Below are 24,811 nucleotides of genomic sequence, written 5' to 3'. Positions count from 1 at the left end.
GCGTGGGGCCGCCTGCCTCGGTCCCGAGGCGGGCGGCATGGCTAGGCGGCGAAGGAAGAGCCGCAGCCGCAGGTCTGAGTCGCTTGGGGGTTGTCGAACACGAAGCCCCGCGCGTCGAGGCCGTCGTGGTAGTCGACGGTGGTGCCCATCAGGTAGAGTCCGTGGCGCTTGTCCATGAACACCGTGATGGGGCCTGCCTCGTGGTCCGCGTCGAGTTCGAACGTGAGGTCGTGCTCGCGCTGCTTGTCGAAGCCGAGCACGTAGCTCATGCCTGAACAGCCGCCGCCTTTCACGCCGACGCGCAACCCGAACTGAGCCGGGATCTGCTTGTTGGCGACGATGCGGCGGACCTCGGTGGTGGCGCGGTCGCTCAGGCGAACGGGGGGAGGCAGGGCCGGCGGCGCGCTGGTGGGGGCCGGCGTGGGGGACGTGGCGGTCGTGCTCATGGGTCCGGGGGCGGGGGAGGCGTCCAATCGGGAACGGGCGGTGCTGTTCCGTCCGTGCCGGGCCGCGGGGTGGATTCTGCGTGCGTCTGCCGAGCCGTCCCCGTCCGCCCTGAACGGTCGAAAGGTACGGTCGGGTGGGCGGGCAGAGGGGGGCGCCGTCGCAATCTGGGAGCTAGAACGCCCGGCCTGTCGCGTCCTCTTCCTACTCGGGTCGCGCCAGCACGACCACCCCTCGCAGTCCCTCCGAGGTCCCGCCCTGGGCGTCGACCGCCTCGACCAGCACCACGTAGATGCCCGCGCGCACGGGCCGCCGGTCGTCGTCGGTGCCGTCCCAGGTGACAGTCGCCGTGGTGCCGCTGAGGCGCCCCGCCTCGATCTCGCGGACGGCCCGCCCGCCGCCATCGTAGATCCGAGCGCGGACGAGCGCGGCCTCGGTCGAGAGGGTGTACGTGATCTGTGACGCCTCGCCGCGCGTCGGCGCGAAAGGGCTCGTGATGATGAGCCCGGCCTCGCGCTCGACGGGCGTCCCGGAGATCGCGACCGAGTTGGGGGCCGACGGCGTGCCGCCCGCCTCGGCGAGCGAGGACGACCAGTTGGAAGCCTCGTTCGGCGCCCTCGCGGGGTCGCGGCGCTCCAGGCTGAGGCCCGTCGCGTCGTCCAACTCGACGCGGTGCCAGTCCGGGTCGTAGGTCACCGACTCGATCACGGTCCCGTCCGTCCACAGCGCCAGCGTCTCGCCCGCATTCGACAGGCTGATTCCACTGCCGCCCTCGACGAACGCCGCCTCGGGGAACGCCAGGCGGAAGCCCTCCGCGTCGCGGACGACGGCGAGATACTCGCCGGGCAGGATCACGGCCGCGTCGTCGGCGAGAGCGTCGCCAGGGTCGGCGGCGTCGCCCAGGGTGATCGCCCGCAGGTCGAACAGCCGGTCGGCGGTCGTGTTGAGCAGTTCCAGGTACTCGCCGGCGCTGCCGGACGCCGGGTCGTACATGACCTCGGTGATCACGATCTGGCCCGCCTCGGGCGTGTCGGCGGTGCCGAAGAACAGGCGCGCGGTGAGCGGACCGGCGACGTTGCCCGCGAGATCTCGGAGTCCGGTGGCCGTGAGGGTGGTGAGCACGCGATCCGTGAGGGGCGCGTCGAGCGTGAGGTCGACCGAGAGCACGCCGGGGCTGCCCGTCTGTCCCGAGATGTCGTCGGTGTCGACGATGGCGATCGAGGCGACGCCGGGCGCGGCCCCCTCCGCCGTGAGCGCGTAGGTGCTGGGCGCGGCACCGGTCTCGGCGGTCACCGGCTCGCTGAACTGGACGCGGACGACCGTCGCCGCCTGCGGCGCGGCGCGCGTGATCGACGGCGCCGTCGTGTCCTCCGCCCGTGTCACCTCCACCGAGGTCGAGGCCGTCGTGTTGCCGACGAGGTCGGTCAGGCCCGTCGCGGTCACGGTGGAGGTGCCGACCGCCAGCGCCTGCCCATCGGCAACGCCGAGCAGGACGGTCGCCGCCCCGGGTGTGTAGACCGCCGTCGCAATCGCCGGGCCGCCGCCGACCGAGAATGCTGACGCCGTCACCGAGGCGGGTTGGGCCGGTTCGTCGAGCGTGACCAGGAGGCGCCGTCCGTCTGCGCTGGCGAGGGCGGCGACCAGCGTCGGGCCGGTCACGTCGGGCTCGAACCGGCTGTTGCGAGTGCCCGGCGTGCCGCCGCGCAGGTCGGCCGTGGTCGCGAAGTTGGCGGCGACGGATGGGGCCTCGGGGTCTTTGCGCTCCAGGCTCGCGTCCCCGCCGCCCCAGTCGGGCGTGTAGAAGAGCGAGTCGACCACAGTGTCCTCGTACGTCAGCACGACGGCGTCGCCGGAGTTGTTGAGCGCGCTCCACGCGGGTTGCTCCACGAACGGCACGCCGGGGAAGACGGCCGCGAACAGCGCCGCGTCCTCCACGATCACCGCGAACTCGCCAGGGCCGACGAACACCGCCTGGTCGGTCACCGGCTCACCTTCACCCGTCCCGTCGTTCAGCGTGAACTCGCGCAGGTCGAACGTCTTGTCGCTTCGGTTGAACACCTCCACGAACTCGCCGGGGTTGTCGGCCGAGGGCTCGTCGTAGAGGAATTCGTTGATGACGAGGTCGCGCGGCTCGGCGGCGTCGCCCTCGCCGAAGAAGAAGGTCGCGGTCTGGGTGGCGATGGCGTTGCCCGCGGCGTCGGCCACGTCCTGTACCGTCAGGGCATACCCAGACTGTGCGGTGAGCGGGGCGGAGAGCGCCAGGATCACCGTCGTGCCGCCGTCCTGCAGGTCGGCCAGCATCGGCGCCCCGATGCCCCCGTCGATGGCGTAGTTGGACGGCGTCTGGGCCGACGCCGGGTCGAGCGCCTCGTCGAACGTCACGCGGACCGTCTGCGCGTCGACGGCCTCGGCCGTGAGGAGCGCCGGGGGCGTCAGGTCAGGGTCGTAGTCGACTGTCGTCGAGGTGGACGCGGTCGTGTTGCCGAGGAGGTCTCGCAGGCCGCTCGCGGTGACGGTGGAGGTGCCGGGCGCGAGGGGGGCGGAGAGGGAGAGCGTGACCGAAAGCTCTGCGTCGTCGTAGAGGGCGTCGGTGACGGCTGGGCCGCCGGTGATCGCGAACGCCGAGGGGATGACCGAGGTCGGGTCGAGCGGCTCGTCAACGGCGACCGTGACCCTCTGGCCGTCCTCGGAGACGACGGCGGCGACCAGCGTCGGGCCGGTCACGTCGGGGGCGAACTGGCTGTTGATGGCGCCCGGCGTGCCGCCCCGCGGGTCGGTCGTGGTCGCGTGGTTGGACGCCGCCGACGACGGCCCGTCGGGGTCCTTGCGCTCCAGGCTCGCGTCCGCGCCGCCCCAACTGGGCGAGTACGTCAGCGAGTCGATCAGGCCGCCCTGGTACCGGAGCACGATGGCGTCGCCGGTGTTGTTGAGCGCGCTCCATGCGGACTGCTCCACGAACGGCACGTCGGGGAAGACGGCTGCGAACAGCGCCGCGTCCTCCACGATCACCGCGTACTCACCGGGGCCGACGAATACCGGGTCCGTCGTGATCGGCTCATCCGGCCCCGTGTTGTCGTTCAGGCTGAACTCGCGCAGGTCGAACGTCTGGTCCGACCGGTTGAAGAGTTCCACGAACTCGCCCGGGTTGCCCGTCGCGGGCTCGTCGTACAGGAACTCGTTGACGACGAGGTCGAACGGGGCGGGCGTCGCCCCCTCACCGAAGAAGAAGTCCGCGCTCTGGCTGCCGCTCGTGTTTCCGGCCGCATCCGCCACGCCCGAAGCCGTGAGCGTGTACGCCGCCGGACCGGTGAGCGGAGCCGCCAGCGTGAGGAGCACGCTCGCCCCGTCGCCCTGGAGCGTCGCCTCTGCCGGCGAGCCCACGCCCGGATCGAGGACGTAGTTCGCCTCGGTCTCGGCGCTGATCGGGTCGAGGGCCTCGTCGAACGTGACGAGCACCGACTGGGCGTCTTGCGCCTCGGCCGCCAGCAGCGTCGGAGGGGTCAGATCAGGGTCGTAGAGGACTGTGGTCGACGAGGAGGCGGTCGTGTTGCCGATCGCGTCTCGCAGGTTCGTCGCCGTGACGGTGGACGTTCCCGGCGCGAGCGGGGCCGAGAGCGTCAGCGTGACGGCCAGCGCTGCGTCGTCGTAGCTGGCGGCCGTGACCGTCGGTCCATCGCTCACCGAGAACGCCGACGCGGTCACCGAGGCCGCATCGACGGGCTCGTCGGTGGTCACCGTGACCGCCCGGCCATCCTCGGAGGCCGTAGCGTCGACCAGCACCGGGCCCGTCACGTCGGGTGCGAAGAGCGTGTTCTGCGCGCCCGGCGTGCCGCCCGCGGGATCGGTCGTGGTCCCGAAGTTGGCGGCCGATGTGCTGGGGCCATTCGGGTCGCGGCGTTCGAGCGACGCATCGGCGCCGCCCCACGAGGGCGTGTACGGCACCGCGTCCACCTCGGCGGAGCCGAGGACGAGGGCGGCCCGGTCGCCGGAGTTGTTGAGCGCCGGGAAGCCGCCGAGTTCGATGAAGGCGACACCAGGGTAGGCGGCCGCGAAGCCGGCTCCGTCGCGGACCAGCACGGCGTAGGCGCCCGCTCCGAGCGTGGTGCCGTCGGGGACCGGGTCCGAGGTCGCGCTCGCGTCCGCGACTGCGAGACCGCCGAGGTCGAGGGGGCCGGTGGTCGTGTTGAGGATCTCGACCCACTCGGTGCTCGACGGCTGGGGCGACGGCGGGTCGTACATCACCTCGTTGATCACGAGGTCGCCCGGCGCAGGCGTCTGAGCGGCGGCCGTTGCCGCCGCGAGGCAGAGGAGGAGGGCGGTCCAGCGCATCGGACGGAGGAAAAGCCACTGGAATCTAGGGTGAACCGAGCGATGAGGCCCTACCGAGCGTGCCGGCCTCGGCATCTGAGGCGCTGGGCATCGGCAACTGAACTGCAGGGCTTCCAAAAACGGCGCGGGCACGGCAGACCCGGTAGGTCCGCCGCGCCCGCGCGCAGGAATCCGATGCGACCTAGAGGTAGGACGTCGCCGTGTGGACCTGTCCGTTCGGTGAGGTCGTGGAGTGCTCGCAGAGGAATGGGATGCCGCCGGGCTCCGAGAACGTCAAGGTGGTCATGCTTGCGTTGTTCTCGATGTCCTGGTCCCGGATCTGGCCGTTGGCCACGTAGCGGCAGACAACCCCATTGTTGCGGCCGTCCGTGCGCTCCCACTTGCCGTTGCGGAACACCTCGTGCTTGGTCCAGAGCTGGTACTTGTAGGCAGGGAGGCTGCCGAACATGCCGATGTAGCTACGGCTGGCGCCGTGGGTCATCCGGTACTGCGTGGTGGTCGTGCCGCCGCCGCCAGTGCCGCCGCCGCCGCCACCGCCACAGCCGGTGTCGATGGAGGCGCCCGAGGCGGTGAGGTAGGGGAGGCAATCGTTCATGCCGATGTCTGATGACGCTACCCCGCCCGAGTCGGGGGTGAACGAGTCGCAGGCAGCGAGCGAGACGATGAGCGCGGCCGATGCGAGCAGCGCAGGAATGCGAGAGATCATGAGACGGGGGGAGGTGGGATGGTGGCGTGAGCCGCCCCCTAATTACCCACCCTCGATCCCGAGCTATAGTACCGGTGCATCATATGTGTCACGACCTCCGGCTCGACGAATCGTTCAGGTGTCTGTGGCACACCTCCGCCATGAGTCGAGCGGCCATCGGGAGGGCGCCCTCGTCCAGGTCGAAGCGGGCGTGGTGGAGCGGGTAGCGCGTGTCGGGCCCGCTCGCCGAGCCGACGCGCACCATGCAGCCAGGGATCTCCTGGAGGTAGTACGCGAAGTCCTCGCCGCCCATGCTGGGCAGCTGGATCGGCATGGCCGCCTCGGGGCCGAACAGGTCGGTGGCCGCCTCGGTGGCGCGACGCACCTCCTCGGTCGTGTTGACGACCGCCGGGAGCGTGATGTCGAAGTCCACGTCTACGTCGGCCTTGTACGCGGCGCCGAGGGCGCCTGCGACGCGGCGGATCTTCTCGCGGAGGAAGCCCAGCGTCTCGCCATCGACGCAGCGGAGCGTGCCCCCGAACTCGACCTCCGACGGGATCACGTTGAGCGCGTCGCCGCCGCGGAAGCGGCAGATCGTGAGCACGGCCGCCTTCCGGGCGTCGGTCACGCGGCCGGGCAACTGGTAGAGTTCGTTGGCGATCTGCGACGCCACCCACACCGTGTCGACGGCCTCGTGGGGGCGCGCAGAATGCCCGGACCGCTCGCTGCGGACCGTGACTCGAAACGGCGCGCACGCCGCCGTCAACGACCCCACGCGGAATCCGAACCGGCCGACGGCCTGCGACGGGTCCATGTGGATCGCATAAATCGCCTCGACGCCGCTGAGCGCGCCCGCCTGGATCATCGCCGGGGCGCCCGAGGGCGAGACCTCCTCGGCGGGCTGGAACAGCACGCGGACTGTCCCGGCGAACTCGGCGCGGCGCTCTCGCGCCAGCACGGCCACGCCGCAGGCCACCGTCATGTGGGCGTCGTGGCCGCAGGCGTGCATCGCGCCCGGCGTCAACGAGCGGTAGGGCGCGTCGGTCGCCTCGTGGATCGGCAGCGCGTCCATGTCGGCGCGGTAGGCTACCATCGGCCCTGGCCGGTCACCGTGGATGTCGACCACGAAGCCCGTGCCCGCCATCGGGGCGGACGGCTCGAAGCCGCGCTCGGTCAGCCAGTCGCGGAGACGCTGCGCGGTCCGGTGTTCCTGAAAGCCGAGTTCCGGGTGCTGGTGCAGCTCGCGCCGGAGGGCGACGAGGTCGGCTCGAAAGGCGGGGTCGGGGGCGGGCAGGTCGGCGGGAGAGGCGAGGGGCGCGTCGGCGATCAACGGTATCGAGGGAGACGGGAAGAGATCGGATCCTGCCAACGTCGGTCGGCGGGGCTTCGTTCATCGCACGAGCCAACGGCGTGCCGACCGACGCCGTCAGCCGACGCTCTCGCGCAGCTCGGCCGCGATGCTGGCGACCACGTCCGGGAGGCGCTTCGTCTGTTCGAAGGTGCGGCGCTGGCGCTCGTAGGAGGCGCCACCGTCGAGCGTCGTGTGGAGGCCGCGCAGCTCGTCGAGGCAGCCGAGGCGTTCGGCGACCGGCTCCAGGCGAGCGATCAGGTCGGGAATCTGGGCGCGGAGCGCGGCGTGGTCGCCATCGTTGTCGCAGATCACGTCCGCGTCCAGCCCGTGGCGGACCGCCCGCCACTTGTTCTCGCGCAGGATCCAGGGGTTCAGAATGTTCAGCGGCGCGCCGTTCTCGTAGCGGTCGCCCAGGGCCACGACGAGGCACTGCACCAGTGCCACCAGCGACGCCAGCTCGGTCAGCGTGGAGGGCGTGTCGCAGATGCGGATCTCCAGCGTCCCGAAACCCGGGTGCGGGCGGATGTCCCACCAGATCTCGCGGATCGACTCGATGGCCTTCGCGCGGACCAGCGTGTTCATGAACTGCTGGAACTCGCCGTAGTTAGCGAGCCGGTACGGGAGCCCGGCCGTCGGCATGCCCTCGAAGATCTTCGACCGTGTGCTCGCCAGCCCGGTGTCCTCGAAGTCGACGAACGGAGACGACGCCGAGAGCGCCAGCAGGTGGGGCAGGTAGCTCGCCAGCGCGTTCGACACGGCGATGGCCTTCTCGCCCGACGACAGCCCCACGTGGACGTGGAGGCCGTAGATCAGCAGCCGCCGCGCAGGCCACTGGATCTTGTCGACGAGGGCCTGGTAGCGGTCGTTGGGGAAGATCTTCTGGTCGCGCCACTGCCCGAACGGGTGGGTGCCGGCGCCGGAGAAGGTCAGTCCGAGATCGTCGCCCGCGGTGAAGACCTCCCGGAGGGAGCCACGGAGGTCGTCCACGGCCCCTTCCACGTTGTCGCAGATGCCGGTGATGACCTCGATGGTGGACTGCGTCAGCTCCTGCTTGACCTTGGGGTGGTCGTGCCCGAGGCGGTCCAGGAGCGCCACCGAGCCCTGCTTGAGGTTGAACGTGACGGGGTCGACGATCTGGAGTTCGATCTCGACGCCGAGGGTCGGCTTCGGGGATGAGGTGAAAGGGATCGGGGCCAGGGCGTCGGCCGCGGAGAGGTCCATCGAGCGGGGGTGAGGGCGAACGGGAAGAAACCGCCCGTGTGAAGGAATGGCAAACGGTCTGGAGCATCCCGTCGGCGCGGCGCAGCGCGAATTGGCCCCGGTGCGCCTGGCCAGTCCTCCCGCCGCTATCGCCCGCCTCGGCACCGAGGCGGAGAGGCGCCCGGGAGCGAGCGCCTATCGATGGTGATCCATCGGTCACAGTCCGACGCCGCCGCGCGGTGGTACCCTCGCGCTCCTTCACCCCCTCTCCATCGAATGCGGTCTTCCTCCTCCCCGCGCCACGCGGCCCTCGCGGGCCGTTGGATCGCCGTCGGTCTCTTCGTTCTCGTCGGTCTCTCGGCCTGCGACACCCACACTGTCGCCCCGACCGGTCCTGAGCGCGCCGTGGCGCCCTCCGACTCCGCCTACGCGCGCCTCCTCGCCGACCACGGCGGCATCGACGGGCTGGCCGACTTCCGCGCCCGGGCCTCAGACGAGGAACTCGCGGCCACGCTCGGCCGCTACGGCATCGCGTTCGAGATCGTGGATGTGGCGGCCAGCGCCGAGACCGCCCGCTACCAGGACATCACCGCCTGCCCGCAGACATTCCCCACCAGCGACCGGGTCAAGTGGTTCCGACTCGTCGGGGCAGGGGGCGCGGAGGATCACTACATCGACTCACGGGGTCGGCCGGCGACGGCGTTCAAGAGCCTCGGCCCGGTGACGACGGCGGCGCGGCAGACCACGTGCCAGACGAACGTCGGCAACTGGGCCAGCCCGGCGAGCTCGTACGACGGCGGCCACCTGATCGGCTCGCAGCTCGGCGGCTGGGGCGGACGGGCGAACCTCGTCCCTCAGCAGTACAACTTCAACCGCGGCAACTGGAAGCGGATCGAGGACGCGGTCGCCAAGTGCTCGCGCCTCGGCAGTGGCGCCGTCGAGTACCACGTCGACGTGGACTACTCGGACGCGACCACCCTCACGCCCAGCCAGTTTCACGCCGACGTCAAGATCGGCGGGGTCTGGAAGAGCGCCGACTTCACCAACGTGGCGGGCGGCGGCTCCAACGGCACCGCGCAGGCGACCAGCATGGTGTCGTGGCTCCAGGGCAAGGGCTGCTATTAGGCCACGGTGGGTGTTGCAAGTGGCGTGTCGCGTGCCGGTCGCGCATCACGTGACACGTCCCACGCCGCGCTCACTTGGTCCCGAACAGGCTCGGTAGCGCGTCGAGGAGCGTGCGTCCGCCACGGAGGCGGATTCCCAGCCCGCCGGGCGCGTCGGGGTCGGGGGCGACCTCGGCGTGACCGTCGGCACACTGGTGGGCGCACCAGCCGACGAACGCGGCCGCGGACGGGGCGAGGAGGAACCGCGTGGCTTCGTCGACGCCGAAGCTGATGACCTGGCCCGGCGTCCCGTCCGGGCCCGGGTCCAGGTCAATGGCGAGGTGGTTGCCCGCGCCGTCGCTGGCGAACGGGACCCAGCGGTCCGACGCGTAGACCGCGCGGACGGTGCCCTCGGGGACGGCGGACGCCTCGATGTCGGTCACGAGCGCCGGGTCGTCGCGGAGCTGCTCGGCCCACCGCTCCAACTCCTGGGCCGCCTCCGCCGAGGAGAGAAACTGGAGGCCAAAGAAGAGGCCCGGCGTCGGGGACTGCTGGCCGTCGTGGAAACGGTACAGCGCGGCGAACGGCTCGGTGGTCGTCGACCCGACGGTGTCCGCGAGTACCTGGAGGGCTGCCTCGGACACCGGGGCGGCGAGGTCGGCGGCGAGGGCCGGGACGTGCTGGGCGAGGAAGGCGTCGAGGTGGGCCCAGGCGTCGGCAGGAGAGGGAGGCAGCACAGAGGGGAGGGGAAGGGCCGACGCGAGAGTACGTCGGCGCGGGCCGGCTTCGCTCAGCCGTTCACCTCCTTGAGCGCTTCCAGCGCGATGTCGCGCCGCTCCGAGTGGTCGACCATCGGCGCCGGGTACGTCTCGCCCAGGACCACGCCCGCCTCAGCGAGCACCTTGTCAGGGGCCTCCCAGGGTGCGTGGAGGTGCTTCGTGGGGAGGTCTGCCAGTTCCGGCACCCAGCGGCGGATGTAGGTCCCGTCGGGGTCGTGCTTCTGGCTCTGGGAGACCGGGTTGAAGATGCGGAAGAAGGGCTGAGCGTCGGCGCCGGAGCCGGCGGCCCACTGCCAGCCCATCGTGTTGTTGGCGAGGTCGCCGCCGCAGAGCGTGTCCCAGAACCATCGCGCGCCCTCCTGCCACGGCACCAGCAGGTCCTTGGTCAGGAACGACGCGGTCACCATGCGGACGCGGTTGTGCATCCAGCCGATGGACCAGAGCTGCCGCATCCCGGCGTCGACGAGTGGGTATCCCGTCTGGCCGCGCTGCCACGCCTCCAGGTAGCTGGGCGTCGCGCGCCATGGCATCGCGGCGTACTTGTCCTTGAGCGGCTCCGTCGGCGTGTCGGGGAAGTGGTGGAGGACGTGGTACGAGAACTCGCGCCAGCCGATCTCGGACAGAAACACGTCGGCATCCTCGCGGGTGGCGCCGTTCGAGACCCAGGACTGGACGCGGTCCCAGACGGTCCGCGGGCTGATCTCGCCCCAGTGGAGGTGCGGCGACAGCATCGACGAGCCGCGGATGGCGGGCACGTTGCGTCCGTCGGGATAGCCGAGCAGGGCGTCGTCCAGGAAGGCGTCCAGCCGGTCGAGGGCGCCCCCTTCGCCGGGCGTCCACTCCTTCGCCATGCCGGTCCCCCAGTCCACGCCGTCCTGCGCCTCCGGTGTCAGCTCGAACGCGTCGAGGTCGTCCGAGTCCGGCCACGCCTCCGGGGCCGACGTCTCGCCGAGGCGGGGGCGGTCGAGGGGGGCGTCGACCGACATCTCGGCGCGTGCCTTCTTCCAGAACGGTGTGAACACCTTGTACGGGCCGCCCGCGCCGGTCTGGATCTGCTCGGGATCGTGGAGGATGCGCCCGGCGAACTGGCGGACCTCGATGCCTGCGTCCTCCAGCCCGGCGCGCACATCGGCGTCGCGGGCGCGGAGGTGCGGCGTCACCCGAGTCTGCCAGACGACGCGGTCGGCCCCGGTGGCTTCGCAGACCGCTTTGAGTTGATCGAGGCTATCCCCCTGTCGCAGCACGAGTCGGCTGCCGTGCTCGCGCAGGTCCGCGTCGAGGGCCTGGAGCGAGTGGTGCAGCCACCAGCGGTGCGCGCCGCCGGGCGCCCAGTCGCCCTCCTCGTCGGGCGCCCACACGAACGCGGGCACGACGGCGCCGCGCTCGGCGGCGTGGGTCAGCGCGGCATGGTCGGCGAGGCGGAGGTCATTGCGAAACCAGACGACGGTCGTGGGCATGGGCGTGGGGAAGCGGGGCAGGAGGTACCCCGCGACGCCCTGCCGCCGTTCCGCCCGCCTCGGGGCTCAGGCGGACCCTGCCGTCCCGTCCTCGTCCGGCGCGCCGATGGGGTCCAGCGTCAGGACCTCCTCGGAGGGCTGGTAGCTCTCGCCGTAGAAGTCGCGGTCGCGCCACGTGTGGATCTCCTCGTAGACCGCGCGGACGAGGTCGAACGCCTCCTCGTCGGTCGTGTCATCGGGCGACCACAGCAGGATCTCGAGTTCGTTGACCTCCTGTGTCGCGAGCGAGCGGCGGCGGTAGCGGAGGCGCTCGACATGGCGGAACCCCTCTCGCTCGTAGAACCGCTGGCGCTTGACCGTGTCGGTGTCGTCGTAGTCGGTCGGCTCGACCTCCAGGAGGATCGGCTTGCCTTTCTCCTTGAGCATGTCGAGGAGCTTCTTGCCCAGCCCCTGGCCGCGGGCCTCCTTCGCCACGAGCAGGTAGTCGACGAACACGAGGCGCTCGCCCTCGACATAGAGCAGCACGTGGTGATCGCCGTGTTCGACGTGGTAGACGTCGCCACGGTCGTCCAGGAGCGCCTCCATGTGTTCGCGCGACTTCATCTCTTCGATCGGGAAGTAGCGCTTGAGCTTTTCGTACCAGTGCATGGGCCTCGTGGGAATCGAACGGGGCTTACCCGCCGCCCCCCCAGGCGTTGTGGGGGACGCGTGAAAGCGGACCGGTCGCGAGTCCTCAGATGCCGACGCGGAGCACTTCCACCAGCACCGCCGCGAAGTGACACACGCTGCCCGCCAGCACGAAGCCGTGCCAGACGGCGTGCGCGAACCGGAAGCGCGCCAGGTAGAAGAGGGTCCCGGCGGTGTAGGCCAGCCCGCCCGCGACCAGCCACGCGAGCGTCGACCCAGGCAACTCGGCCCGGAGCGGCCCCGTCGCCACGACCACCAGCCACCCCATCGCGACGTAGATGAGCGTCGAGACCAGCTTGAAGCGACCGGTGAAGAACAGCTTGAACACGATGCCCGCCGCTGCGAGGGCCCAGATGATCCCGAACAGCCACCAGCCCCAGGGCCCGCGGAGGCCGCCGATCAGGAAGGGCGTGTACGTTCCCGCGATCAGCCCGAAGATGGCGCAGTGGTCGAGGGTCTTCAGCTTCGCCTTGGCCGACTCGTAGGGGATGGCGTGGTAGAGCGTCGAGGAGGTGTAGACGAGCACCAGCGTGCCGACGAAAACAGAGGCACCGGTGATGGTCCACGGGTCGCCGGTGAGGACGGCCAGGGTGATCAGGACCGCGCCCGCGGCCACGCTCAGCACCACGCCGAGGCCGTGCGTGATGGCGCTGGCGAGTTCGTCGGCGGCAGAGTAGGCGGGCGTGTCAGGCATGGTGTCGAGGCGGTCAGGGTGGGGAACGCAGCCGGAGCCCCCGAGGTGCCCATGCGGTCCGGCGCTCAGGAATCGTCCGGCGTCCGGTCCGCCACGGGCGCCCAGACGGGTTCCAGAACGCCCGCCTGGTGGTTCATCCAGCGCGACATGGTAAACAGGAGGTCGGAGAGCCGGTTGAGGTAGTGGATCGCCTCCAGCGAGACCTCTTCCAGGGCCGCCGTCTCGACCACCAGCCGCTCGGCGCGGCGCGAGATGGTGCGCGCGAGGTGGAGGGCCGACGCTGCCGTCGTCCCGCCCGGCAGCACGAAGTGCTTCAGCGGCGGGAGGTCGGCCGTGAAGGCGTCGATCTCGCGTTCCAGCGCGGTGACGTGGTGCGCCTCGATGCGCGGCACCGGGTACGACACCTCGCCGGGCGAGGCGAGGTCGCCGCCGAGCACGAACAGCTCATTCTGGAGGCGCGACAGCACGATGTCGGCCCGGAGGTCGGCGGCGGAGGGCTCGCCGCAGCAGGCCTGCGTGAGGGCCGAGCGGGCCATGCCGATGGCCGCGTTGGCCTCGTCGACCGTGCCGTAGGCCGCGATGCGAGGGTGGCTCTTGGCGACGCGTCCGCCTCCGAACAGGGCCGTGGTGCCGTCGTCGCCGGTGCGGGTATAGACCTTCATTCGTGTGCGTGGGGCGTGGGCGGTGGTGACGCCGGGCGGACGGCAGGGTTCGCGGCCGCTGCCTCCCTCGGGGCGACCCCGAGGTAGCGGACGACGAACTCGGAGCCGTGCCCCTGGACCTCGGCGTCGACTCCGAATACGTCGTGCAGGAGCGCGGGCGTGAGCACGGTCTCGGGCGGACCGTCGGCGACGAGGGCGCCGCGGGAGAGCACCCACAGGCGGTCGGCGAAGCGGGCGGCCCGGCCGAGATCGTGGAGCGCTGCGACGACGGTCTTGCCCGCCTCGGCGAGCGCCCCGAGGCGGGCGAGCAGGTCGAGCTGGTGGCGCACGTCGAGGTGGGCCGTCGGCTCGTCGAGGAGCAGGAGCGGGGCGTCCTGTGCGAGGGCCTGCGCCAGCGCGACCCGTTGCTGCTCGCCGCCCGACAGCTGCGTGACCGGGCGCCGGGCGAGGTCGGCCATGTCGACGGCCGCCAGCGCGGCATCGACGCGGGCGCGGTCGTCCGGCCCCAGGCGTTCGGTCCAGCCGAGGTGGGGCGAGCGGCCCAGGGCGACGATCTCCTCGGCGGAGAAGTCGACCGCCAACTCGGCCTGCTGGCGCACCAGGGCGACCTCGCGGGCGCGCTCCCGAGCGGGCCAGTCGCGGACCGACCGGCCGCGCAGGGCCAGCCGCCCGGTGTAGGGGATCAGCCCGGCGACGGCGCGCAGCAGCGTCGTCTTGCCCGCCCCGTTCGGGCCGACGAGGGCGATCCGCTCGCCCTCGCGGACGGCGAGCGAGAGCCCGGCCAGCACCGGGCGTCCGCCCAGCGAGACGCCGAGGGCGTCGGCGGAGAGCACGTCGGGCACGGAGGGCAGGGGAGAGGCGTTGGAGGAGAGCACCACGGTCCCCTCATGCTACGCCCGCTCCTGCTGCTCCCCACGCTCCTGCTGCTCGCCGCCTGCGACTCCACCTCGGCCACCGAGCAGCGGCTCTTCGAGGACGCGGCGCTGCTGACGCCCGTCGCGGGCATCACCGAGACCGACGCGATGGCGACCGTCCTTCGCACCGATGCGTCCGACTGGCGGATCGGCCCGGCGTTTTTGAACCGGGTCGAGGTCTCCCAGCTGCCCTACCCGAACCCGGTCCGCCTCGGGCAGGCGGTGAACTTCCTCGTCTACTCGCAGGGCGTGCCGGGCGGGCTGCGGCTGTACGTGCTGGAGCTCCGCAACGGAGTCGTGGACCTCGTACCCGTCAACGATCCGAACGCCTTCGAGCCCGGCGCGGCGCAGTCGGGGTTCTATCCGTTCTCGGTCAGCGCCCGCCAGATCGCGCTCGGCGGCGCCGGGCTGTACCGCGTGGTCCTGCTGGACGGCTCGCAGAACGTGGTCACGTACGGGGACCTCGACATCCGGAACTGACGAGTATGCGGCGTCGGTGCGTCCTCGGCCGGCCCGAGCACGTCGCTGGCGGGCCCGAGCCTGTCTTCGCGTGGCTCGCACTTCGAACGGCTCAGCCGCCCGTCCGCGCCTGGAGGCGCTCGAAGTAGCGCTTGATGAGGTCCTGGTAGTCGGGCGCGTAGCCGCTCTCCAGCGCACGGATCAGGTCCCCGCGGATGCGGTCCGCCGGGCGGGTCGTCCGCGGCGCCGAGGCGGGCGGGGCGGGGCGCGCCTGGCCCTGCTGGGCCTCACGGCGGGGCTCCCGGCCGCGCTGGTTGACCGACCGCTCGGCTTCGAGCAGCCGCTCCAGGATTTGCTGCTGTCGCTGCGCCGCCCGCGGATCGAGCCCGCCCCGCCGCATCTGGGCCGCGGACTCGCGCATGTCCTCGCCGACGCGCTGGAGCGCGCTTCGGTCGTTCGGGTTGAGCCCGTCTCCGCCGCCCTCGACGGCGCGCTGGAGCTGGCGGCGGATCGCCTCCTGCTGCTCGGCCATCTGGCGGAGCCGCTGCCCGTCGCCCGGTGAGAGGCGCTCCCCGGCGGACTCGTTCAGCATCTGCTGGATGCGCTGGTTGAGTTGCTGCTGGGCACGGCCGAGCTGCTGCATCTGGCCCGGCGACATGCCCGAGCTGGAGCCCTGCCCACTGCCGCTCCCCGAGCCGCTCTGCTGCTGCTGGTTCTGGAGCTGTTCGAGGAGGTCGGCGAGGAGGAGGGCCAGCTCGTTGAGGTGCGACATGGCTGACCGCTGGTGGCCCGTCGCCCGGGCGGAGCGGCGTTCGGCGAGCTGTTCGACGGCGAGGGACATCTCGCGCTGTCCATCCTGGGCCCGTTCGTCCACCTGCGGCCCGAGCGACGGCACCGTCTGCCCGACGCGGCGGAGGGTGTCGACGACGGTGCGGAGGGCGTCGCGGAGCTGGCTCTGGCGGCGGGCGGCGGGGACGAGCGCGGGGCTCTCGGCCGGGAGCCCACCGGTCTGGGTGGCGAGCGTCTCCTGCTCGCGCGAGATCGTGAGCACGTCTTCGAGGGCGCGGCGGAGGGCCGCCTGGTCCACCTGCTGCTGCTGGCCCTGCATCTGCTGGCTCTGCTCGCGCATCCGGCTCGACATCTGGCGGAGTTGCTCGGACATCTCCTGCTGGCCCTGCTGGGCGTCCTGCATCTGGTTCTGTTCGAGCTGCTCGGCGTTCTCCTCCATCTGCTGAGGGAGCCCACCTTCCTCGCCCATCTCCTCCTGCATCTGCTCGATGGCGTCGGTCGGTGCGTTGCGGATGTCCTCCATCTGCTCGCGGAGGGCGTCCAGTTGCTCCTGCAGCGCCTCGGCGGCCTCGGCGGCCTCGCGCTGTTCCTCGGCCAACCGCTGGCGCTCGGCCGCGGTCTCCTGCGCCGACGGCGTCCGCTCGGGCTGCGGCTCGCGGGCCTCCTCCCCCGCCTCGGTGCCGTCGCGGGCGGCCTCCGGGTCGCGACCCTCGCGGACGGCCTCGGTCTCGCGGGCCAGCCGCTCCTCGGTCTCGGCGAGGTCCTCGGCGCGGCGCGCGATGTCCTCCATCTCGACGGCCGCTTCGAGGCGGCGCATCAGCTCTATGGCCCGGTCGAGGCGACGGCGGAGCTCCTCCTCGGACTGCGCGGCCTCGTCGGCCTGCTCCAGCATCTCGCGGAGGTCGAGCTGCTCCATGGCCTCGCGGAGCCGTTCGAGCGCGTCGCGGACCTGGGGCGTGTCGAGCTCTTCGAGCACGTCCTGCATCTGGTCGAACTGGCGGCGGAGGTCGTCGTCGCCCATCTGGTTGTCCTCCATCTGCTGCCCGAGCTGGCGCATCTGCTCCTGGAGCTGCCGGGCCTGCTCGCGCATGGCGTCCTGCTGGCGGAGGAGTTCTTCGATCTGGCGGCGGTCCTCCCAGTCCGGCTCGACGTTCTCGCGGAGGTCCTCGCGCAGCCGCTCGAAGCGCTCGCGGGACGCGTCGGCGTCCTCCGAGAGGTCTTCCAGCGCCTCGACGGTCGAGTCGCGCTGGGCGGCGAAGTCGTCCAGGCGCTCGGTGAGGGAGGGGAAGCGGAGGGTGAAGAGCGGCGTACGCGCCGTCTTGCCGCCGCGGCCGTCGTTGTCGGTGACCTGCCCGTAGAACTCGACGGTGTCGCCGGGGCGGGCGCCCGGCACGCGCCAGTCGACGGACACGTCCTGGTCCAGGGGGCGCGTGCGGACGCCCAGGCCGAGCGCGCGGGCGGGCTGCGCGGTGCCGCCGCGCGTGACGCGGTACACCAGCCGTCCGCCTCGGAAGCCGAAGTCGTCGGTGACGCGGAAGACGAGGCGGCGGGCGCCCTCGCCGAGCGTCCCGTCGGCGCCCTCGACGAGCGCGATCTGGGGCTCGCCGTCCGACAGCACCCCCAGCCGGTAGCGCGCCGGGTCGGTGTTCTCCAGGCCGCCCTTCGCGCGCAGGTGGACGGTGTACGTCCCGGCGCCGCGCAGGCGGAAGGTGCCCAGGCCCGCCTCGCTGCCGAGGCGGAGGGGGACGCGCTGGCTCCGGCCGTCCTCCCACGCCACCTGCAGCCACGCCTCGACGGGCGCCGGGCCGCCGTGCTGGACCTGCACGCGCACGCCCGAGCCGACCAGCCCGGTCGCGTCGCCGACGCCCTCGGGCAGCGCGCGGGCGCTCCGACCGCTGTAGCCCGGCGGGATGACGGTCACCTTGACGCCGCGCACGAGCGGCCGGTCGCCCGCACGGACGGTGTACCAGGGCGTCCGCACGCCGTCGGCCTCGAAGCGGTAGCGGAGGTCGGCGTCGACGGCGGCGATGGTGTGGAGGAAGCGGTCGCCGTCGGCCTGGAGGCGAACCGTCTCTGTGGCGCGCTCGTCGGCCCGGCCGAACTCCAGCTCGGCCACGAGGGGCAACTCGCGCCCGACGGCGCGGGCGCCGACCTCGAAGGCCGCGCCGCGCGTCACCTCGGCGTCGCCGGGCGTGACGAGGATCTCGAAGGGGGCGGGCGGGGCGAAGTACTCGCCCGGCGCCATCAGCCGCTCGGCGGCGGCGGTCATGGTGCGGGGCCAGCCCGCGAAGGCGACGAACAGGAGCGCCAGCGGCACGAGCGCCCACTTCGCCGTCGCGCGGACCGGCCCGAAGGCGCGGACCCGCTCGAAGGGAATGTCGGCCACCTGCTGCTCCAGCGAGGCCAGCGCGAATGCGTGGAGGCGGTCGTCGTCGCCGGCGTCGTGGCCGTCGGCGAGGTCGAGGAACGTCGCGAGGCGGTCGTCGACGCCCGCGAAGTCCTGGCCGGTGCGGCGGACGACCGCCCGCTCGTCGAGCCCGGGCAGCACGCCCCAGCCGCGCAGCAGGGGGACCACGACGGTCGCCCCGACCAGGGCCACGAGCGTGGCGACGAGCGTCCAGAACAGCGCCGTCCGCAACTCGACGCCCAGCCAGACGGTCGCCTCGGCGGCCAGCGCCACGCCCGCCGCGGCGCCGACGACGCCCAGCGTCACCAGGAGCCCGCGCGCCACGGCCGCTCCGGTCAGCCGACGCCGGGCGGCGCGCAGGCGGCGGCGGATCGGGACGGCGAGGGGAGAGGCGCTCACGACGGGACCAGTGGGGGCGGCAAGCTAGCCGGGGACAGGACGCGAACGACGCCGGGGACGCCGGATTGTCCCAGGCACTGCGCCCGGCGTTGCCGCACGCTACTCCAGCACGCCGACGCCGTCGCCCCCGGCGGTGAACTGGCGAGCGGCGAGGTCGGCGTAGAGGCCGCCGCGCGCGACCAGCTCGGTGTGCGTGCCCTCCTCCACGACGCGCCCGCCATCCAGGACCACGATCCGGTCCGCGTCGCGGACCGTCGCGAGGCGGTGCGCGATGACGACCGACGTGCGCCCCTGCATCAACTCCGAGAGCGCCTCCTGCACGGCTGCCTCGGAGGCCGCGTCGAGGGCGCTGGTGGCCTCGTCGAGGAGCAGGATCGGCGGGTCCTTGAGGAGCGCCCGCGCGATGGCGATGCGCTGCCGCTGGCCGCCGGATAGCTTGACGCCCCGCTCGCCGACCGGCGTGTCGTAGCCGTCGGGCAGCGCCTCGATGAACGCGTCCGCGTGGGCGGCACGGGCGGCGGCCTCCACCTCGGCGTCGGAGGCGTCGAGGCGGCCGTAGCGGATGTTGTCGCGGAGGGAGACGCCGAAGAGCTGCACGTCCTGCGCCACCAGCGCCACCGCGTCGCGGACGCTGTCGACGGTCGCGTCCCGCACGTCCACGCCGTCGATGCGCAGCGTTCCCGTGTCGGGGTCGTAGAAGCGGGGGATGAGGTGCAGCAGCGTCGTCTTGCCCGCGCCGCTGGGGCCGACGAGCGCGACGGTCTCGCCGGGCGCCGCCGAGATCGACACGTCGCGGAGGATGGGTTGGCCGTCGACGTAGCCGAACGTCACGGCTTCCAGGTCCAGCGCACCGCGGACCGACCGCAGTGGGCGGGCGCCGGGCGCGTCCACGATCTCGGGCTCCGAGTCCAGCAACTCGAACAGCCGGTCGGAGGCACCCGCGGCGCTCTGGAACGACGTGTAGAGGCGGCCCGCGCCCGCGACGCTCCGCGCGATGTTGAGCGCGTAGACGATGAACGCGACCAGCGCGCCCGCCGTCAGCCGGTCGGCCAGGACCTCGCGCCCGCCGAACCAGAAGATGACCACCAGCGCGGTGGAGAACCCGAAGCCGACCGAGGACCAAAAGGCGGCCACGATCCACGCCCGCCGCCGCGAGGTCTCGAACAGGCCCTCGACGGCCTCGCCGTAGCGCCCGACCTCGTAGCCCTCCCGCGCGAACGCCTTCACGACGCGGACCCCCGCGATGGCCTCCTCGGCGATGGCCGTCGTGTCCGCCAGCCGGTCCTGGATCGTCCGCGACAGCGTGCGGACGATCTGCCCGAACGACCGCATCGCCCACGCGATCGGGGGGACGACGGCGAAGATGACGAGCGAGAGCCGCCAGTTCAGCGCCAGCATCAACGCGACCGAGCCGACCAGCGTGAGCGCCAGCCGGAGCGCGTCGCCCAGGTCGCTCGTCGCGGCCGACTGGACCTTCGACACGTCGTTGGTGAGGCGGCTCGTGATCTCGCCCGTCCGCTGGTCGGAAAAGAATCGCAGGCCGAGGCGGTGGAGGTGTGTGTAGAGCGTCGTGCGCAGGTCGGTGACCACGCGCTCGCCGGTCCACTCCATCAGGTAGCTGCCCCCGAAGCCGAGCACGGCCTGGAGCGCGAACAGCGCCAGCAGCGCCAGCGCGAGCTGGTTGAGCAGCGTCCCGTCGGTGGCCTGGAAGACGGAGTCGAGCAGCCGCTGCAGCCCGAGCGGCACCACCAGCCCGACGGCTGTGGCCACGAGCGTCAGCGCGATGGCGAGCACCAGGCGCGTCCGGTAGGGGCGTGCGAACGCGAGGATCCGCCGGAGGGTCGCGATCAACGATCGGGGCGGACGGGGTGGCTCGGGCGGGGCGTCGGCAGCGTGCGGGTGCGGCATGGCGCCTGAACGCGCCCACCTCGTACCCGGGTTCACCCTCTCGCGCTTCCTCACAGCCGCCTCGTTCCTCTCGGCGCCGAGGGCGGGAGGGGGGAGCAGAAGTGGAGGTGGGACGGTGTCGAGGTGGGGTACACTCTGGCTCCATTTCCGACATATGTCGACTCATGTTTCGTCCTTCCTCCGTGTGGCGGCACGCCCCGCGCCTCGTGCTGGCGATCGCTCTGTCTGCGGGGCTCGCCACGGGCGCGCATGCCCAGTTCGAGACGCGGTGGGTCTCGGCAGGCGACCTCCACAACTGGTACTCCGCGGCGGGCGCCGAGTGTGAGGAGTGCTTCGAGAACGCCCAGCAGTTCGGGTGGCGCTGGCCGGGCCGGTACCCGCACACGGACATGCAGGTGTCGAAAGGCCTGTGGATCGGCGCGCTGAACGTCGCCGACCCGGACGGCGGGGACGCCTTTCCGGTCCGCGTCGTCCACGTGGGGCCTCGCGTGACCGGGGTGGGCGAGGTCTTCCCCGACCTGTTCGAACTGGTGACGAGATGGAGCCTGCCCGTGGTCACGGTGAACGGGGAGGCGACGTTGGCCCCGGCCCGGATGCGCCCCGACCGCGTGGACCCCTCGATCCCGTCGGACGTGATGCTCGTCACGCGCGTCCACACGCTGCTGGGCCTCACGATGGAGCGGCGGGTCTACCAGTTCAGCCAGCCGTCCCACGACGACTTCCACGTCATCGAGTACGTCCTGACCAACACGGGCAACGCCGACGGCGACGCCGACATTGAGTTGCCGGGCCAGACCCTCCAGGGGGTCACGCTGTTCACGCTCGCCCGGCTCGCGATCGCTGCGGAGGCCCGGTACCTGGTGGGCAACCCGACGGGCTGGGGCAAGAACACGATGAACGACGCCCGGGGCGACGGCCTGGGCGCGAGCCAGCCGCAGCCCGACCCCGCCGACGAGCAGTTCCGGGCGCAGTTCGCCTGGCACGGCTACTTCCCCGGAACCTCCCTGCCGTACGACAACCTCGGAGCCTCGGCACAATTCCCGGCGATCAACATCGCGTCCTCGGACACGCTCGGCCGGTTGACGGCCAGTCCGTTCGCGGGCGTCGTCACGCTTCACGCCGACGCGTCCGCCACCGATGCCACCGACGACCCGTCGCAGCCGTCGACGACGCGGGCGGTCCAGTCCGACGACCCGCTCTTCTCGACCAACGACGCGACCGACGCGGCCAAGATGGCGGCCGAGTATGCGCTCATGACGAGCGGTCATCAGCCGCGCCATGCGACGACCGTCGAGCCGACTGGCATGCCGAGGTTCCTGAGCCCGACGCGGGACCCCTCGCAGGGGAGTTCCGGCGGGTTTTCGTTCACCAACGGCTACGGCCCGTACACGCTGGCGCCGGGCGAGAGTGTGCGGATCGTCGTGGCGGAGGCGGCGGGGGGGCTGAGCCGCGAGGCGAACGAGGCCATCGGGGCAGCGTTCAAGGCGTCGGGCAACGACGCCGGGGCGGGGCTGGTGTACGCCGGGGACACGAAGACCAAGAACGAGTGGGTGTTCACGAGTCGCGACTCGCTGTTCCAGACTTTCCGCCGGGCCCTCGCCACCTACGACGCGGGCTACGCGATTCCGATGGCCCCCGCGCCTCCGGCCGCGTTCTCGGTGTCCAGCGGGGCAGGACGCCTCCACCTCGAGTGGACGCCCTCCGAGGGGGCCGCGGGGTACGACATTTTCCGGACGGAAGGCGGCTACAATTCCGCCTACACGCGGGTCCACAGCGCCGGGGCCACCGACACCTCCTTCGACGACACGGATGTGGTCCTCAGTGTACCGTACTACTACCACATCGTGTCCGTCGGGAGCGAGGCGGCCAACGACGGCACCGGCATGACGCCGCTGGGCGCCCTCCGAAGCAGTCCCCACGTCACGCAGACCTACGCCCCCGCCTACGTGCTGCCGGTCGCGGTGGAAGGGACGCCCGAAGCGACGGCGCTGCGCGTGTCGCCCCCCGTGCCGCATCCGGTTCGAGGCCGGGCCGGGTTCGGAATCGACCTCGCGCGTTCGGCGTCGGTGACGGCGGCGGTCTACAGCGTGACGGGTCGCGAGGTCGCCCGGCTCGTGTCCGGCCGGACGCTCGCGGCCGGGCACCACGAGGTCGAGTGGACTACGTCGGACGTGGCGCCGGGCGTCTACGTGCTCCGCGTCTGGACGGCGGCGGCGAGCCGGTCCGTGCGCGTCGTGGTCGTCCGCTGACCCCGTCCGCCTCGGCGCCGAGGAGGGGCGGTCACATGCGGACGCGCACCTGCAGGCCGAGGTCGGACACCCGCTGGCCGTCGACGGCGTTCGGCCCCGATCCGATGCGGTTGACGCGGCGCAACCACGTCGTGGCCAGCTTGGCCTGGACGGTCACGCCCTCGGCGGGCGTGGCGGCGAGCAGGACGTAGACGCGGGCGCCGCGGCCCGAGAGCGCCGGGATGGCGAAGACGCCCGTGAGGTCGTTCTCGAAGGCGTAGAGGCGCGCGTCGTACCCGTCGGTGTCGAAGAGCGTCAGGCGGGCGTCGGCGCGGAGCCAGGGGAGGGGGCGCCAGCGGGCGTCCTGGTAGATCAGCGAGCCGAACTGGTCGGCCGCCCCGCGAGCGGGATCTGCGACCTCGGGATCCGGGGGGAGGTAGCGGGAGCCCTCCACGCGGGTCCGCAGGCGGAGGCGGCGGCTGGCGTCCCACTCGCCCTGGAGTCGGAGCGTCTGGCGGGTCTGCTCGGCCAGCCCGCCGACGACCGAGCCCGGCACCGTGTTGGGCACGTCGATGGCCGTCTCCCGCGTCTCGGTCCGCGCCTGGAGGGTGAGGCGGGCGAAGCGGCTCGGGCGGTGCTCGACGTGCAGCAGCGCCTCCTGCCCCCGGCTCGGCCGCGGCACGTTGAAGCGGAGGAACGGGAAGCGGTACTGGTCGACGTAGGCGTTGACGGTCCACGACCGCGACGGCGTGACGGTGGCGCCGACGTACAGCCCGCGCTCGTTGCGCCCGACGCCGTTGCGCTCGCCGAACGGGTAGCCGTGAAGGCTGACGGTCTCCGGCGAGTAGCTCCGCCCGATGACGAGCAGGTCTGCGCCCTGGCCGAGGTCGATGCCGACGCCGCCGACGGCCCCGATGCCGCCGGTCGGCCCGCGGGCGACCTCGCCGAAGGCCAGCCCGGCGCGCGTCTTGGCGTCCGCGTAGGCGCTCACGACGGTCGCCTCGGTGCCCGCGAAGTCGAACAGCTCGTCCGGCCGGCTGCCCGCTGCGAGGGGCGTCCCGAACGACGACCGCGTCGCGACGACGCCCGCGCGGCCCTCGACGCTCCCGTTGGTGATCCGATACTCGGCCCCGCCGCCGACGAGCGTCTCGTCGAGCGCGTCCTTGCGGGCCAGCTCGCGGTCGGTCCGGTGGAGGCCGTCGGCGCCGAGGCTGGTGACGACGCTGTCGAAGGCACCGGGCGGGAGGTCGGGGTCGCCGAGGTCGGTGGTGTCGGGCGTGAACACGCTCGCGTCGAGCGCGCGGCGGCTGGCGAAGGCCGACACGTAGACGCCCGGCACCACGCCCACCGACAGCGCCGCGCCGCGGAAGAAGTTGTTCTCGTCGACGGAGCCGTAGGGGCGGATGCCGCGCCCGCTGCGGAGTGGCCCGCCGGTCGCGTCCGGCCCCTTGCCGAAGCCCGACGCTCGCCACAGCGCGAGCCCTTGCCCGAACTGGGCCGAGAAGTCGCCGAGGACGAGCGCGTCGATGCGGCCGGCGTCGAGCAGGGCGACGTGGGCGCTCTGGTAATCGTAGCCGTAGGTGTTGGTGGCGCCGTCGAAGCGGAACGGCTCGCCGGGGTCCTTTTCGAGGGTTACGTTGACCGACACCTGCCGCCGGTACGTGGCCTGGACGCGCGTGTAGATGCGCTCCGGGGAGCCCAGGTAGGCGCGCGTCGAGTCCGGCCCCTCGTACCCGACGCCCAGGTCCAGCCGCCGCTGGAGCCGCTGCGTACCCGTGACGCGGAGGTTGCCGAGGACGGTCCGCAGCGAGGGGGCCGCTGGGAAGCCCGAGGCGGGCCGGGCGACCGTGTCGAGCGTCGGGCCGATGGTGAGGTAGGGGCGTGCGTCGAGGTAGGCGTCCGCCGTGACGCCGTCGACCTGGCGGAGGCCGGGGAGGGACGTGAACGGGCCCGTCGCGGCGCGGTAGCGGACGATGGCGGCCCCCAGCACGGCGCCGAGTGCGGGCACCTGCGCCAGCTCCTCCGCCGTCGCCGTGTTGACGTCGAGCGGGTCGGCACGGAGTGATTCGAGGAGTTCGAGCAGCTCGGTGGGGTCGCCGGCGAGGTCGTCCTCGACGAGCGCCTCGAACTGGGCCTCCGCCTCGGTGGATGTGCCGAGGGTGTCGGCGGGGACCTGGGCCGCCGCGGGGAGCGTGAGGAGCGCGGCGAGGGAGAGCAGTCGCGTCGCGTGGTTCGTGCTCCGTGTCTCGCCGCCCGACCCGCATCCCCCACGGCACACCACACGATCCGCAACACGCACGGCCCACTCCCATCCTC

17 protein-coding genes are annotated in these 24,811 nt (G+C 72.3%); 3 read left to right on the top strand and 14 right to left on the bottom strand.

Annotated features, from left to right (window positions below; genetic code table 11):
- Positions 1-41 precede the first annotated feature (41 nt).
- From B1759_RS03105 to B1759_RS03085, 5 genes are all read right to left on the bottom strand, one after another.
- Positions 42-446, bottom strand: a complete 405-nt coding sequence (locus B1759_RS03105) for an iron-sulfur cluster assembly accessory protein (protein ID WP_095513574.1) — start codon at positions 444-446, stop codon at positions 42-44.
- A gap of 202 nt (positions 447-648) precedes the next feature.
- Positions 649-4,773 (bottom strand): lamin tail domain-containing protein, encoded by a 4,125-nt coding sequence (locus B1759_RS20420; protein ID WP_158225103.1) that lies wholly within the window; start codon positions 4,771-4,773, stop codon positions 649-651.
- Positions 4,774-4,954: 181 nt separating this feature from the next.
- Positions 4,955-5,479, bottom strand: coding sequence for a hypothetical protein (locus B1759_RS03095; RefSeq protein ID WP_095513572.1), 525 nt, complete (start codon positions 5,477-5,479; stop codon positions 4,955-4,957).
- An 88-nt stretch (positions 5,480-5,567) separates the two neighbouring features.
- The gene (locus B1759_RS03090; RefSeq protein ID WP_158225102.1) at positions 5,568-6,788 is read right to left on the bottom strand and encodes a M20 family metallopeptidase; all 1,221 of its coding nucleotides are present in this window, start codon (positions 6,786-6,788) and stop codon (positions 5,568-5,570) included.
- A gap of 96 nt (positions 6,789-6,884) precedes the next feature.
- Positions 6,885-8,030, bottom strand: coding sequence for a glutamate--cysteine ligase (locus B1759_RS03085; protein ID WP_095513570.1), 1,146 nt, complete (start codon positions 8,028-8,030; stop codon positions 6,885-6,887).
- A gap of 255 nt (positions 8,031-8,285) precedes the next feature.
- Between B1759_RS03085 and B1759_RS03080 the strand changes: the two genes are divergently transcribed.
- The gene (locus B1759_RS03080) at positions 8,286-9,134 is read left to right on the top strand and encodes a DNA/RNA non-specific endonuclease (RefSeq protein ID WP_095513569.1); all 849 of its coding nucleotides are present in this window, start codon (positions 8,286-8,288) and stop codon (positions 9,132-9,134) included.
- 70 nt (positions 9,135-9,204) lie between these two features.
- Here B1759_RS03080 and B1759_RS03075 read toward each other — a convergent pair whose 3' ends face one another.
- The 6 genes from B1759_RS03075 to B1759_RS03050 form a co-directional block, all read right to left on the bottom strand.
- The gene (locus tag B1759_RS03075; RefSeq protein WP_158225101.1) at positions 9,205-9,849 is read right to left on the bottom strand and encodes an SMI1/KNR4 family protein; all 645 of its coding nucleotides are present in this window, start codon (positions 9,847-9,849) and stop codon (positions 9,205-9,207) included.
- Between the two features lie 53 nt (positions 9,850-9,902).
- Positions 9,903-11,348 (bottom strand): deoxyribodipyrimidine photo-lyase, encoded by a 1,446-nt coding sequence (locus B1759_RS03070; protein ID WP_095513567.1) that lies wholly within the window; start codon positions 11,346-11,348, stop codon positions 9,903-9,905.
- Positions 11,349-11,414: 66 nt separating this feature from the next.
- Entirely contained in the window at positions 11,415-11,996 is a 582-nt protein-coding gene (locus tag B1759_RS03065; RefSeq protein WP_095513566.1) for a GNAT family N-acetyltransferase, read from the bottom strand.
- Positions 11,997-12,081: 85 nt separating this feature from the next.
- Complete coding sequence (locus B1759_RS03060; RefSeq protein WP_095513565.1) at positions 12,082-12,729, bottom strand: hemolysin III family protein; 648 nt, start codon at positions 12,727-12,729, stop codon at positions 12,082-12,084.
- A gap of 65 nt (positions 12,730-12,794) precedes the next feature.
- The gene (locus tag B1759_RS03055; protein ID WP_095513564.1) at positions 12,795-13,391 is read right to left on the bottom strand and encodes a cob(I)yrinic acid a,c-diamide adenosyltransferase; all 597 of its coding nucleotides are present in this window, start codon (positions 13,389-13,391) and stop codon (positions 12,795-12,797) included.
- The gene (locus B1759_RS03050) at positions 13,388-14,233 is read right to left on the bottom strand and encodes an ABC transporter ATP-binding protein (RefSeq protein WP_198948734.1); all 846 of its coding nucleotides are present in this window, start codon (positions 14,231-14,233) and stop codon (positions 13,388-13,390) included. The genes B1759_RS03055 and B1759_RS03050 overlap by 4 nt, the downstream gene beginning before the upstream one ends.
- Before the next feature lie 45 nt (positions 14,234-14,278).
- Here B1759_RS03050 and B1759_RS03045 point away from each other — a divergent pair, with 45 nt between their 5' ends.
- Positions 14,279-14,785, top strand: a complete 507-nt coding sequence (locus B1759_RS03045) for a hypothetical protein (protein WP_095513563.1) — start codon at positions 14,279-14,281, stop codon at positions 14,783-14,785.
- A 91-nt stretch (positions 14,786-14,876) separates the two neighbouring features.
- Here B1759_RS03045 and B1759_RS03040 read toward each other — a convergent pair whose 3' ends face one another.
- Positions 14,877-18,359: a DUF4175 family protein gene (locus tag B1759_RS03040; protein ID WP_095513562.1), complete on the bottom strand. Its 3,483-nt coding sequence runs from the start codon at positions 18,357-18,359 to the stop codon at positions 14,877-14,879.
- A gap of 99 nt (positions 18,360-18,458) precedes the next feature.
- Positions 18,459-20,210 (bottom strand): ABC transporter ATP-binding protein, encoded by a 1,752-nt coding sequence (locus tag B1759_RS03035; protein WP_198948733.1) that lies wholly within the window; start codon positions 20,208-20,210, stop codon positions 18,459-18,461.
- Between the two features lie 221 nt (positions 20,211-20,431).
- Between B1759_RS03035 and B1759_RS03030 the strand changes: the two genes are divergently transcribed.
- Positions 20,432-22,516, top strand: coding sequence for a hypothetical protein (locus tag B1759_RS03030; RefSeq protein WP_143537249.1), 2,085 nt, complete (start codon positions 20,432-20,434; stop codon positions 22,514-22,516).
- 31 nt (positions 22,517-22,547) lie between these two features.
- Here the strand turns inward: B1759_RS03030 and B1759_RS03025 are convergent, their stop codons facing one another.
- Positions 22,548-24,794 carry a helix-hairpin-helix domain-containing protein gene (locus B1759_RS03025; protein ID WP_158225100.1) on the bottom strand — a complete coding sequence of 749 codons (2,247 nt, stop codon included), beginning with the start codon at positions 24,792-24,794 and terminating at the stop codon, positions 22,548-22,550.
- Positions 24,795-24,811 lie beyond the last annotated feature (17 nt).

Origin of the sequence: Rubrivirga sp. SAORIC476, assembly GCF_002283555.1 — a bacterium.
Taxonomy (GTDB): domain Bacteria; phylum Bacteroidota; class Rhodothermia; order Rhodothermales; family Rubricoccaceae; genus Rubrivirga.
Note: the sequence above shows the minus strand (reverse complement) of the source record. Positions and strands in the feature narration are given on the sequence as shown.

What these genes read in the sequence shown, in the direction of transcription:
- B1759_RS03045 (WP_095513563.1), top strand. Translation starts at nt 14,279, where the DNA reads ATGCTACGCCCGCTCCTGCTGCTCCCCACGCTCCTGCTGCTCGCCGCC.
- B1759_RS03030 (WP_143537249.1), top strand. Translation starts at nt 20,432, where the DNA reads ATGTTTCGTCCTTCCTCCGTGTGGCGGCACGCCCCGCGCCTCGTGCTG.
- B1759_RS03085 (WP_095513570.1), bottom strand. Translation starts at nt 8,030, where the DNA reads ATGGACCTCTCCGCGGCCGACGCCCTGGCCCCGATCCCTTTCACCTCA.
- B1759_RS03060 (WP_095513565.1), bottom strand. Translation starts at nt 12,729, where the DNA reads ATGCCTGACACGCCCGCCTACTCTGCCGCCGACGAACTCGCCAGCGCC.
- B1759_RS03065 (WP_095513566.1), bottom strand. Translation starts at nt 11,996, where the DNA reads ATGCACTGGTACGAAAAGCTCAAGCGCTACTTCCCGATCGAAGAGATG.
- B1759_RS03095 (WP_095513572.1), bottom strand. Translation starts at nt 5,479, where the DNA reads ATGATCTCTCGCATTCCTGCGCTGCTCGCATCGGCCGCGCTCATCGTC.
- B1759_RS20420 (WP_158225103.1), bottom strand. Translation starts at nt 4,773, where the DNA reads ATGCGCTGGACCGCCCTCCTCCTCTGCCTCGCGGCGGCAACGGCCGCC.
- B1759_RS03080 (WP_095513569.1), top strand. Translation starts at nt 8,286, where the DNA reads ATGCGGTCTTCCTCCTCCCCGCGCCACGCGGCCCTCGCGGGCCGTTGG.
- B1759_RS03070 (WP_095513567.1), bottom strand. Translation starts at nt 11,348, where the DNA reads ATGCCCACGACCGTCGTCTGGTTTCGCAATGACCTCCGCCTCGCCGAC.
- B1759_RS03055 (WP_095513564.1), bottom strand. Translation starts at nt 13,391, where the DNA reads ATGAAGGTCTATACCCGCACCGGCGACGACGGCACCACGGCCCTGTTC.
- B1759_RS03105 (WP_095513574.1), bottom strand. Translation starts at nt 446, where the DNA reads ATGAGCACGACCGCCACGTCCCCCACGCCGGCCCCCACCAGCGCGCCG.